This is a genomic window from Aliivibrio fischeri ATCC 7744 = JCM 18803 = DSM 507, assembly GCF_023983475.1.
In the GTDB taxonomy this organism is placed as follows: Bacteria; Pseudomonadota; Gammaproteobacteria; order Enterobacterales; family Vibrionaceae; genus Aliivibrio; species Aliivibrio fischeri.
Genome location: NZ_CP092712.1, coordinates 2,937,375 through 2,949,816, shown reverse-complemented (window position 1 = coordinate 2,949,816; position 12,442 = coordinate 2,937,375). Strand labels below are relative to the sequence as shown.

Here is a 12,442-nt window from a genome sequence, read left to right as displayed (position 1 = left end):
TTACGCCGTACGGTCTTAGGATAAAAAGAATCGATAAGCTAGATTATCTGTCTCATCTTTCCATTGATAACCAAGCTCTTCAAGGTGTTTTGAAAAACTAGCAAGATCAGAATCAGTTAGCTCAAAACCACATAACACACGTCCATAATCTGCACCGTGGTTACGATAATTGAAGAGACTGATATTCCAGTGAGTACCTAAAGTACTTAAGAAGCGAACGAGTGCTCCTGGGTATTCTGGAAATTCAAAACTGTATAAACGCTCTTGCATTGTTTTTGATGGTTTACCACCAATCATATAACGTATATGCAGCTTAGCCATTTCATCATCAGATAAATCAACAACCGGGTATTCTCCCTTTTGTAGATCATTAATGATGTTATCAAGCTCTTCTTGCCCTTCTTGTAAGCGAACACCAACAAAAATGTTAGCTAGCTTATCGTCGTTGTAGCGGTAGTTAAATTCAGTAACAGCTCTACCACCAATCAGATTACAAAACTCAAAGAAGGCACCTTGACGTTCAGGAATAGTAACAGCCAATAGCCCTTCTCGTTTTTCACCTAGCTCACAGCGCTCAGATACGTAACGTAAACCATGGAAGTTAGTGTTTGCACCAGAAAGTACGGTTCCTAGTTGTTTGTTTTTTAATTGATGTTGATCTGCAAATTTTTTCAGACCAGCTAATGCCAATGCACCAGAGGGTTCAGCAATCGCTCTTGTATCTTCAAAAATATCTTTTACCGCTGCACAAATTTCATCACTCGATACGCTGATATGGCCATCAAGGTATTTTTGACATAGACGGAAAGTTTCATCACCAATACGTTTAACAGCGACACCATCGGCAAACATACTCACTTGATCAAGAATGACAGGCTCACCAGCATCTAAAGCCGCTTTTAAACAAGAAGAGTCTTCAGGCTCAACAGCGATGACTTTTATTTCAGGCATGAGTTGTTTTATTAGCACTGCAATACCCGCGGCTAAACCACCACCACCAACAGGTACAAAGATATAATCGAGATGACCATTTTGTTGCAGCATCTCCATACCTATTGTTCCTTGACCTGCAATCACCAGTGGGTGATCAAACGGAGGTACAAAAGTATAACCATGGAGTTGTGATAAGCGTTCTGCTTCTGCTTTGGCTTCATCGAAATTACTGCCATGTAGAACCACATTACCACCAAAACCTTTTACGGCTTCAACTTTGATATCAGGTGTCGTTTTGGGCATCACAATTGTCGTTTGAATGCCTAGCTTGGTTCCTGAAAGCGCCATACCTTGAGCGTGATTTCCTGCAGATGCAGCAATAACCCCAGCATTTTTTTGCTCTTGGGTTAGATTTGCAACCATATTGTAAGCACCACGAAGTTTAAAGGAGTGAACCGGTTGACGGTCTTCTCGCTTTAACTGAACTCGGTTGTTAATGCGCTCAGATAAACGAGGCATATCTTGAAGTGGTGTTACTGTTGCCACTTCATAGATTGGCGCTCGTAAGATCTGACGCAGATATTCTGCGCCAGTTTGATATGAAGAGTTGCTCATAGGCTTACCCTTCTAACTTAGATTTATCACGTACAGCACCTTTATCTGCACTGGTTGCCATACTTGCATAGGCTTTTAGTGCAAAAGAGACTTCACGTTGACGATTGACAGGTTTCCAACCGAGTTCATCTTGTTTTATTCGACGAGCTTGCAGTTCTGATTCTGGTACATCAAGCGTAATTGAGCGGCTTGGGATATCGATGGTAATGATATCACCATCGTTAACTAAACCTATTGTGCCACCACTTGCAGCTTCTGGAGATGCGTGACCTATAGATAGGCCTGATGTACCACCAGAGAATCGACCATCAGTGAGAAGCGCACATGCTTTGCCTAAGCCCATTGATTTCAAGTAAGTGGTTGGGTAAAGCATTTCTTGCATACCCGGACCACCCTTTGGACCTTCGTAACGAATAACAACGACTTCACCTGCTTTAACTTTTCCACCTAAAATGCCTTCTACCGCTGAGTCTTGGCTTTCAAAAACAATGGCTGGACCTTGGAACTTTAGATTTTCTTCATCAACGCCGGCGGTTTTTACAATACAACCATCAACCGCGATATTGCCAGATAGAACGGCGAGACCACCTTCTTGGCTAAAGGCATTTTCTTTGGTTCGAATACACCCTTCTTTTCGGTCGTCATCAAGGCGATCCCAACGGCAATCTTGCGAGAATGCTTTTGTTGTTCGGATCCCTGCTGGTCCTGCACGGAAGAATTTAAGGATCTCTTCGTCTTCAGTTTGCATAATATCGTATTGTGCAAGTTGCTCTTGCATGGTTAAGCCAAGAACCGTTTTTGTTTGATTGTTCAGAAGCCCTGCTCTATCTAACTCACCAAGGATAGCCATTACACCACCTGCTCGGTGAACATCTTCCATATGGTATTTAGGTGTTGATGGAGCGACTTTACACAAGTGAGGTACTCGACGAGACATCTCATCAATGTCACCCATATCGAAATCAATTTCGCCTTCTTGAGCGGAAGCTAAAAGGTGAAGAACGGTATTACTAGAACCACCCATTGCGATATCAAGTGCCATGGCATTTTCAAATGCAGCACGGTCGGCAATATTTCTTGGAAGTGCTGATTCATCATCTTGCTCATAATAACGCTTTGTTAATTCAACAATACGTTTACCAGCATTAATAAACAGCTGCTCGCGATCGGCGTGAGTAGCGAGCATTGAGCCATTACCTGGTTGAGATAAACCGAGTGCTTCGGTTAAACAGTTCATTGAGTTAGCCGTGAACATTCCTGAACACGATCCACAAGTTGGACAAGCAGAACGCTCGATCTGCTCACTTTGAGCATCGGAAACTGTGGGATCGGCACCTTGGATCATTGCATCAACAAGATCCAGTTTGATTATTTGATCTGAAAGCTTAGTTTTTCCTGCTTCCATTGGGCCGCCTGACACAAAAATTACTGGAATGTTAAGACGCATTGCAGCCATCATCATTCCTGGGGTAATTTTGTCGCAGTTAGAAATACATACCATAGCATCAGCACAGTGAGCATTAACCATGTATTCAACAGAGTCTGCAATGAGTTCGCGTGATGGCAGAGAATAAAGCATGCCACCGTGACCCATAGCGATACCATCATCAACGGCGATAGTATTAAACTCTTTGGCGATACCTCCGGCTTTTTCTATTTCGCCAGCAACAAGTTGTCCCATGTCTTTAAGATGTACGTGACCCGGAACAAATTGAGTAAATGAGTTAACAACAGCAATGATTGGTTTACCAAAGTCATCTTCTTTAACGCCAGTTGCACGCCATAAAGCGCGTGCTCCGGCCATGTTACGTCCGTGAGTGGTGGTGGCTGAACGATAAGTAGGCATTGTTATATCCTTATAAATTATTTAGCTGATGGTGCATTTTCTGGGTATACGTAATCTAACCAACCCCATTTATCTTCGGTTGTTCCATTGAACAGACCAAAGTAAGCGGCTTGGATCTCTTTTGTGATAGGACCACGTTTACCTTCACCAACGGTAATCTTGTCAACAGAGCGTACTGGAACGATTTCAGCCGCTGTGCCTGTCATAAATACTTCGTCTGCAAGATATAGCGCTTCGCGTGCGATGTTTTCTTCGCGAATTTCATACCCCATATCTTTTGCAAGCGTCATGATAGAGTCTCGAGTTATTCCCGGTAAGATGGCACTGGTTGCTGGTGGTGTAGAAAGAATACCATCACGAACAACAAATAGGTTTTCACCAGCACCTTCAGAAAGATAGCCATCAACACTTAAAGCAATACCTTCATCGTAACCATGACGACGGGCTTCACCACCAACTAATAAAGAAGATAAATAGTTACCACCTGCTTTTGCTGCGGTTGGAATGGTATTTGGTGCAGCACGGTTCCAACTTGAAATCATGGCATCAACCCCATTTTCTAATGCTTCTTCCCCTAGGTAAGATCCCCATGGGAATGCAGCAATAATGAGTTCCATTTCCGTATTTTCTGGTGGGCAAACACCTAAACCTACATTTCCTACAAAGCCCAAAGGACGAATATAAGCAGAATCGAGTTTGTTTTGACGTAAGGTTTCACGTGTTGCTTCCATAATTTCTTCTTCAGTATATGGAATTGGGAAGCGATAAATTTTAGCGGAATTTTTTAAACGTTTTGCGTGCTCTGGGTGGCGGAAAATAATTGGACCATTTGGCGTGTTATAACAACGCACCCCTTCAAAAACGGATGTTCCATAATGCATTGCGTGAGTCAGAACGTGCACATTTGCGTCTGCCCAAGGAACCATCTCACCATTAAACCAAATAAAATCTGCTGTCTTTGACATTGTCACTAATCCTTATGCGCGATGTAATGTAGAAACGTTAACGGCGGTAATATCCCAAAGCTTTTCTATTTGATTAGTAAGAAGGCTAATTGGTCGGTCACTTTCTACGATGATTTCAATTGCAGCTACTTTGCTGGCTTGATTTTGTGTTGCTAATACTTGCTTGATGATAAAACCACGGTGACGGATAACGCGTAATACACGTTCTAATAAAACCGGTCTATCGTTAGCTTCAATCTCTAAAATATAACGTTGCATTATTCTCCCTCCACCATATCTTGGTTTGCAGCACCTGGCGGAACCAAAGGCCATACGTTTTCTTCTTCTGAAATAAGAACATGCAGCAGATAAGCCGTATCGCTTTCAAGCATTTCTTTTAAAGCGGGTTCTACTTCTTCTTTTATTGTGATGGTTTTTCCAGGAATACCAAAGGCGGCAGCAAGAGCAACAAAATCAGGATTATCATCAAGAATGGTTTCACTGTGGCGGCCATCAAAAAATAATGATTGCCATTGGCGAACCATGCCTAAACGTTGGTTATTAATAAGAACCATCTTTACAGGGATTTGTTTACGCTTAATCGTGCCGAGTTCTTGTACATTCATCATGAAAGAACCATCACCTGAAATCAGAATAGATTGATCATCAGGACGAGCCACTTTTGCTCCCATCGCTGCGGGTAACCCAAACCCCATGGTGCCAAGGCCTGCGGAGGTTAGGTAATTTTCAGGAGCTCGAGGTTGGATATGTTGAGCTGCCCACATTTGATGTTGGCCTACATCTGTCGATACGATAGCGCTGTCTGGCATCATGTCAGAAAGTTGCTTTAGTAGCAGAGGGGCATAAATTAATTCACCTGGGTGATCGTAGCGCCATTTAAATTCAGAACGAAGAGAAGATACATGCTCTAACCAAGGGGTTAGGTCTTGCTCTAGTTTCAATTGAGGAAGAATAACCTTGATATCACCGCGTAGTGTTGAATGAGCGTGACGAAGCTTATTGAATTCTGCGGCATCTATATCGATATGGATTACTTTCGCATGAGGAGCAAAGCTTTCTAATTTTCCTGTCACACGGTCATCGAAACGGGCACCAACAACAATTAATAAATCGGATTCTTGAACGATTAAGTTAGCAGCTTTCGTGCCGTGCATACCTACCATACCAAGATAGTGAGGATCGTGTCTTTCGATAGAACCTAAGCCTTTTAATGTACTCACTGAAGGCATTGGATTATTAATTAAAAAATCACGAACAGAGTCGGTTGCGTGTGCCAGTTGAACACCACCACCCACATACAATACGGGTTTATTGCTGGCTCTTAGTAATACCTCTGCAGCTTCAATGGCTTCAGGAACAACAACAGGGATACTAGGCGCTTCAAAATATGGAAGAGAAGTAACTGGGGCTTCAGCGAGTTGCACATCTTTGGCTATATCAATGAGTACCGGTCCGGGACGTCCTGACTTTGCTACCTCAAATGCTTCAGCAATCACAGGAGCAAGTTCATTGATATCAGTAACCAAATAACTGTGTTTAGTACATGAGAGAGACATACCGATGACATCCATTTCTTGGAAAGCATCAGTACCGATTAAATTACTCGCCACTTGACCTGTGATAGCAACAAGAGGAATGGAATCTAACATGGCATCAGCAAGACCTGTAATTAGGTTTGTTGCTCCTGGGCCTGATGTTGCAAGGCATACCGCAACATCCTTACTTGCTCTTGCCATTCCTATTGCAGCCATTGCTGCACCTTGTTCATGACGACATAAGATGTGTTCAACGCCGCCATCATATAATGCATCATAAATAGGCATGATCGCCCCACCAGGATAACCAAAGACAGTTTTAATCCCTTCGTCTCTTAAGGCTTTAACTACTAACTGTGAGCCATTCATACTCTTTCGCTCCCTGCGTGAGTGGTTGTCTGTTTTCTCTTGCACATCATGTGCCCCCATTTATCTTCCTGAACTTATAAAAAAACCCCCTTGCTTGTTGGCTTGGGGGTTTTTAGTGTGCTTGTAACTCTATTTTTTGCTCACACATCCCCGAGCGGTGACCAGAATCACCACTAGAATGTTAATAATCAGAATATTCAGTTGAGCAAAAAAGGTCATTTAATCTATCCGTAAACGTTTTCTTTTTGATATTTCGTTACATTAACTTAGTGGTAACACAGACATGGCTCTCATGACAAGAAAAAACTATCATTTAATTCACAATTCTTGTTCATTTAGCGCTTATATATAACAAAAACATAAAATCAGTACAGATTGGTCTTTAATCAAATAAGTTGGGTAGATAAATGGGATTAGCAATAATACACAGTCGAGCTTGTGTAGGTGTAGAAGCACCACCGGTGACGGTTGAAGTTCATATTAGTAATGGGATGCCAGGATTTAGTCTGGTTGGCTTACCTGAAACAACAGTAAAAGAAGCAAAAGATAGAGTAAGAAGTGCAATCATTAATGCCAACTTTGAGTTTCCATCTAAAAAGATCACCGTTAATTTAGCTCCTGCGGATCTTCCAAAAGAAGGTGGACGATTTGATCTTCCTATTGCGCTTGGGATCTTAGCAGCATCAGATCAAATACCTGAAAATAAATTGGATGGTCATGAATTTGTTGGTGAGTTGGCTCTTTCTGGTGAGTTACGTCGAGTAAAAGGTGTTTTACCTGCCGCCTTAGCTTCACTTAATGCTAAACGTTGCTTAGTTGTTCCTGATGATAATGGTGATCAGGCTGCGTTGGTTGGAAAGGATATTCATAAATCTGCGCCTCACCTACTAGCTGTGTGTGGTTTTTTGTGTGGACAGCAGCAACTCAGTTTATTAACTACTCCTCAACTTGAAGAGCAATCCTTATCTTTAGAACGTGACCTACAAGATATTATTGGTCAACAGCAAGGTAAGCGAGCGTTAGAGATAGCAGCCGCTGGAGGACATAATTTATTGTACTTAGGGCCTCCAGGTACAGGTAAAACTATGTTGGCTTCTCGTATGAGTGACTTATTGCCTGAAATGACCAATGATGAAGCGTTAGAAACGGCTGCGGTGGCCTCGTTAACTCATCAAAATATTACAGAATCTAATTGGCGAGCCCGCCCTTTTCGTTCACCTCATCATTCTAGCTCTATGGCGGCATTAGTGGGTGGTGGCTCTATTCCACGACCGGGAGAAATATCATTAGCTCATAATGGCATTTTATTTTTAGATGAGATGCCGGAGTTTGAAAGAAAAGTGCTTGATTCACTGCGGGAACCACTAGAATCTGGTGAGATAGTCATCTCACGCGCTGCGAGTAAAACACGTTTTCCTGCACGTTTTCAATTGGTCGGAGCATTAAATCCTAGCCCTACAGGTTATTATGAGGGGAACCAAACGCGAACCAATCCACAGTTGATTTTACGTTACCTTAATCGAATATCTGGCCCCTTGTTAGATCGTTTTGATATGTCATTAGAAATACCACTATTGCCGAAGGGAACGCTAACCGAAGGTGGAGATAGAGGTGAAAGCACGCAAGAAGTAAAACATCGAGTTTTACAGGCTCGTGCTCGCATGTTAGAGCGTAATGGTAAAGTGAATGCGCTATTAGGAAGTCGAGAAATTGAAAAGCACTGCCCACTAGATAAAGAAGATGCTGCATTTTTAGAAAATACGCTACATCAGTTAGGATTATCTATTCGTGCTTATCATCGGATTATTAAGGTCGCGCGTACTATTGCTGATTTATCTGCGGAAGATAAAATTCAACGAATCCACTTAGCTGAAGCTGTTGGTTATCGAGCTATGGATCGATTATTAAAACAATTATCTGCACAAGCGGTCTAATCTATTAATTGAGATGTAATGAAAGATTACTCACAAAAGAAGGCCTGACTTGTTATCATGTGGATAATATTCACTCTAATCTACAAATGAAGAGTTCTATGATTGCTAATATTAGGCTGGTTATCAGTGTATTACTTGTAATGCTAAATACAGCATTAACATCTTTAATTATCAGCTTCTTTGCAATAATTAAATTACTTCTTCCTTTTGGTATCGTGAAAAAAATTACGGTATCTATGGCAAATAAAACATTATGGGGATGGGCTACATTAAATCTGTGGATGCTTAATATTAATAATAATATTGAGTGGGAGATTGAAGACGGTGAAAGCTTATCTCAAGATAATTGGTATCTTTTGTTATCAAACCACGTGAGCTGGGCTGATATTGTTATTTTGTCTTCGGTAATGAAAGATAAAATACCTATGACTAAGTTCTTTTTGAAGCATGAATTGCTTTACGTTCCTTTTGTAGGACTTGCGTGTTGGGGAGCGGATATGCCATTTATGCGCCGAGATCCTGAACGTCGTGAAGATGATTTTAAAGCGATTCAAAAGTCTTGTGAAAACTTTCGAGCTGTTCCTACAACGGTGGTTAATTTTGTTGAGGGAACCCGAGCGACACCTGAAAAGCTAAAAGAAGCAAGAACACCTTACCAACATTTGTTTAAGCCAAAGGTTGGTGGTATCGCTTTTACTCTTTCAGCGATGGGTGAACTATTTGATGGGATTGTTGATGTCACACTTGCGTATCCTGATAACCAAGAATCACCATTTATCGATATGCTACAAGGGAAATTAACCAAAGTTGTTGTTCGTATTAACTTGCATCCAAATGATGAAAAAGTGAATGGCGATTACTTTGGAGATAAAACCTTTAAGCGTGGTTTTCATAAGTGGGTAAACGACTTATGGAAAGAAAAAGATGAGTACCTTCAAGGTGTTTTAAAAACCAAAGAATAAAAAAAGGGAGCGATAATTCGCTCCCTTTTTATTTGTTTATTTTTTACTTTTTAAGTAACCAGTTTACTAACTCGTAGTACTCATCAGCGCTTTTGATTTTGCCCGTTTCAACAAGGTATTTGTTGTTAACGATTAATGCAGGAACACCAGTTAATCCACTGTCTTGGAATGATTTATCAAAACGGTTAACCATAGAGTTAATAGCAAAGCTATTGTATGTACCGTCGAATTCATCAGCGTTAACGCCTTCATCTAGGAAGATCTGACGAATTTCTTTTTCATTACGTGGTGGTTTGTTCATTGTATGGATACGGTTGAAGAAAACAGGAACCATTTTATCTTCGATACCTAGAGAAACCATTGTTGCATAGGCTTTACTCATTGATAAACCCATTGGTCCACCCATGAATGAAACGTGAGTTTTCTTAAACGTTGCATTATCTGGTAGTGTTTTCTTTAGACCCTGAATAAGCGGTTCAAAGCTATTACAATGTGGGCAGTAAAAAGAGAAAAATTCATTCACTGTCGGTGTTTTGGATTCAGGTAGGTCAAGAACTTTGTAGTAATCGCCTTCTGTAAAGTTTGCTGCATTTACTGAAAAACTCAGTACTAAAGCACCAAACAGTGCCATCATTTTCTTCATCATGTGTAACTCTCTCCAATCCATTTGTGATTAGTATTATATTTTACCATTGTGGCATCAGTTCTAAAGGTGCATCGTTTAATGCGGCTATTTGTTCTTTAAATCCGAGTACCTGACTTTCCCAGTATTTTGCGTCGGCAAACCATGGAAATGCAATAGGAAAAGCAGGATCTTGCCAACGTTTTGCAAGCCATGCCATGTAGTGCACCATTCGTAGACCACGTAAAGGTTCAATTAGTTTCAACTGGTTGTGGTCAAAATCGCAAAACTCAGAATAAGATTCCAACAAAATATCTAACTGAACAAGCTTATCTTGGCGATCACCATTTAACAGCATCCAGATATCTTGTGCGGCAGGGCCATTTCTGGCGTCATCTAAATCAACAAATAATGGACCATCACGCCATAAAATATTGCTAGGGTGACAATCACCGTGCAGTCGAATGGATTTACTTGGTTGCCAGTGTTGTTCGATTTGTTGAATCAACATATCCATATCAGAGAAAAAGCTATTTTCTAAATGTGTCGGGATAAACGAGCTGTTTTCTAATAGTTTTCTTGGTTGGTACAAGTACTCATCTAACCCTATTGTTGGACGATGTTGAAATAACTCGGATTCCCCTACTTTATGAATGCGGCCTAAAAAGCGTCCCACCCACTCTAGTTGATCAAAATTATCGACCTCAAATGTGCGGCCTCCTAAGCTGTCAAAAAGTGCAAACCAATAACCATTGGCTGAGTGTAGGGTTTTGCCGTTAATTTCCAATGGTGCAGCGATTGGAATATCTTGTTGAACAAGTTGTCGAGCAAATAAGTGTTCTTCAAGAATTTGCGCTTCAGACCAACGTTGTGGGCGATAAAACTTCACAACATAACGACGTCGTTCTTCGTCGGTAAATTGATAGACACGGTTTTCATAACTGTTTAAAGCAAGAAAACCTGACTCTGCTCTAATGCCGATATCAGCAAGAGCATTCCAGAGTAAATCAGGGGTAAGCGTACTGAAATTAAAAGCGTGTTCAGACATAGTCATTCTCAATAAAAAAGGCTCATCATGAGCCTTTTGTGTCAATAATAAGGTGATTATAGCTTTTTAAAGAATCGACTTTCAGCTTTTATCACTTGGCCATCAGAATTCGTTATTTCAAATTCAATTGTTGTGATGGTTTTATTTAATTCGGTTTCACTTGCTCCTAAGCTCATCGGTAAGCTTAATACCTCACCAGCTTTGACATTCACTCGTTGTGCTCCATACCAAGTGAGATTATCAATGCCTGTTACATTGAGTTCGTATTGTTGAGTTTGTTGGGTTTTATTAATGATTTTTAAGGTGTAAGTATTCTCAATTAAACCTGAACTGCTGATTCTTGCTAACTGGTTTCTATCGCGTAAAACATCTAGTCCCATAGGTTCTACCGTTGCTATTTGAGTGATAAATAGCCCTATCATCAGCAACATAACGACGCCATAACCAATTAACTTTGGACGCAGAACATGAGTTTTATGTCCTGCTAATTTATGTTCAGTGGTATAGCTGATAAGGTTTTTGTCATATTTCATCTTATCCATGGTTTCGTTACACGCATCAATACAAGCGCCACAGTTAATGCATTCATATTGCAGACCATCACGAATATCAATACCAGTCGGACAGACCTGCACACATAAATTACAGTCAATACAGTCGCCTAATCCTAATTCTTTTGGATTTTTTTTGCGTGAACGAGGGCCACGAGCTTCTCCTCGTTTTGGATCATAACCAACAATATAAGTGTCTTTATCAAACATGGCTGACTGGAAACGAGCGTAAGGGCACATATGCAAACAAACGATGGAACGCATCCACCCTGCGTTTCCATAAGTACAGCCAGCAAAGAAAAGAACCCAAAATGCAGGTAAAAAATCACTATTTAAGGTAAAAAAATCAACAACGAGTTCTTTTACAGGAACAAAATAACCGACAAAAGTAATGCCTGTTGCAATGGCGATAACAATCCATGCAAGGTGTTTGAGTGTCTTTCGAAGAAACAAGTTTGATGTCATTTTCATTTGGTCTTGTTTACGACGTTTGTTAGCTGACCCTTCTAATTTTTCTTCAAACCAAATGTACATGAAAGTCCAAACGGTTTGCGGACATAAATAACCACACCATACTCGTCCTAAAAAAGTGGTGATAAAAAACAACCCGAAGGCCGCTATCACAAAAAGAAGCGCGAGAAGAGTCAGGTCTTGAGGGAAAAGAGTCGTACTAAAGAAGCTAAACTGCTGATTTCCAATATCGAGTAAAATAGCTTGGCGGTCACCAAAGGAAATCCAAGGAGTGAGAATAAATAAGGCAAGCAGAAACCATGCTCCATAGCGGCGCAATTTCTGGAAGGTTCCTTTGCTTTGACGAACATAAATTCCAGAGCTTGGATTAAAGCGATCACTACTGGATTTATGGGTCTTAGGGTTAAATTGCTTTGGAGTCACATCCTTGATGTCTATTTTTTCCTGACTCATTATTCTTCCTAAATATTATTATTATGGTACCAAGTGAGTAATGTTGAGCATTATTTTTTACTTGGTAACTAGATGACATTGCGGATGAATTATAGCCTGATGACTAAAAGGAATACGTAAGAAGGTTCAAATTTAGTT

Annotated in this window: 10 protein-coding genes; 2 read left to right on the top strand and 8 right to left on the bottom strand. The window is 40.7% G+C overall.

Annotated features, from left to right (window positions below; translation table 11 throughout):
• Window positions 1-15: 15 nt before the first annotated feature.
• The 5 genes from ilvA to ilvG are packed head-to-tail and all read right to left on the bottom strand — an operon-like array spanning window position 16 to window position 6,263.
• The gene (ilvA, locus tag AVFI_RS13570; RefSeq protein WP_065623678.1) at window positions 16-1,548 is read right to left on the bottom strand and encodes a threonine ammonia-lyase, biosynthetic; all 1,533 of its coding nucleotides are present in this window, start codon (window positions 1,546-1,548) and stop codon (window positions 16-18) included.
• Between the two features lie 4 nt (window positions 1,549-1,552).
• Complete coding sequence (gene ilvD / locus AVFI_RS13565; protein ID WP_054775567.1) at window positions 1,553-3,394, bottom strand: dihydroxy-acid dehydratase; 1,842 nt, start codon at window positions 3,392-3,394, stop codon at window positions 1,553-1,555.
• Between the two features lie 17 nt (window positions 3,395-3,411).
• A complete protein-coding gene (locus tag AVFI_RS13560) occupies window positions 3,412-4,359 on the bottom strand; it encodes a branched-chain amino acid transaminase (protein WP_017018726.1) in 948 nt (315 codons plus the stop codon).
• Between the two features lie 12 nt (window positions 4,360-4,371).
• Window positions 4,372-4,617: an acetolactate synthase 2 small subunit gene (gene ilvM, locus AVFI_RS13555; RefSeq protein ID WP_005421570.1), complete on the bottom strand. Its 246-nt coding sequence runs from the start codon at window positions 4,615-4,617 to the stop codon at window positions 4,372-4,374.
• Window positions 4,617-6,263 carry an acetolactate synthase 2 catalytic subunit gene (ilvG, locus tag AVFI_RS13550; RefSeq protein ID WP_065623679.1) on the bottom strand — a complete coding sequence of 549 codons (1,647 nt, stop codon included), beginning with the start codon at window positions 6,261-6,263 and terminating at the stop codon, window positions 4,617-4,619. Before ilvG ends, ilvM begins: the two co-directional genes overlap by 1 nt.
• 407 nt (window positions 6,264-6,670) lie before the next feature.
• On the opposite strand from ilvG, the gene AVFI_RS13545 reads away from it, so the two are divergent.
• Both AVFI_RS13545 and AVFI_RS13540 read left to right on the top strand, forming a co-directional pair.
• Window positions 6,671-8,197, top strand: coding sequence for a YifB family Mg chelatase-like AAA ATPase (locus AVFI_RS13545; protein WP_155654491.1), 1,527 nt, complete (start codon window positions 6,671-6,673; stop codon window positions 8,195-8,197).
• Window positions 8,198-8,295: 98 nt separating this feature from the next.
• Complete coding sequence (locus AVFI_RS13540; RefSeq protein WP_054775568.1) at window positions 8,296-9,159, top strand: acyltransferase; 864 nt, start codon at window positions 8,296-8,298, stop codon at window positions 9,157-9,159.
• Between the two features lie 43 nt (window positions 9,160-9,202).
• On the opposite strand, the gene AVFI_RS13535 is transcribed toward AVFI_RS13540, so the two are convergent.
• Genes AVFI_RS13535 through ccoG form a run of 3 tightly spaced genes read right to left on the bottom strand, consistent with a single transcriptional unit; the run spans window position 9,203 to window position 12,304 of the window.
• Window positions 9,203-9,802, bottom strand: coding sequence for a thiol:disulfide interchange protein DsbA/DsbL (locus AVFI_RS13535; RefSeq protein WP_026029200.1), 600 nt, complete (start codon window positions 9,800-9,802; stop codon window positions 9,203-9,205).
• A gap of 43 nt (window positions 9,803-9,845) precedes the next feature.
• Window positions 9,846-10,829 carry a serine/threonine protein kinase gene (locus tag AVFI_RS13530; protein ID WP_005421552.1) on the bottom strand — a complete coding sequence of 328 codons (984 nt, stop codon included), beginning with the start codon at window positions 10,827-10,829 and terminating at the stop codon, window positions 9,846-9,848.
• A gap of 56 nt (window positions 10,830-10,885) precedes the next feature.
• The gene (gene ccoG, locus AVFI_RS13525) at window positions 10,886-12,304 is read right to left on the bottom strand and encodes a cytochrome c oxidase accessory protein CcoG (protein WP_188863540.1); all 1,419 of its coding nucleotides are present in this window, start codon (window positions 12,302-12,304) and stop codon (window positions 10,886-10,888) included.
• Between the last annotated feature and the right edge of the window lie 138 nt (window positions 12,305-12,442).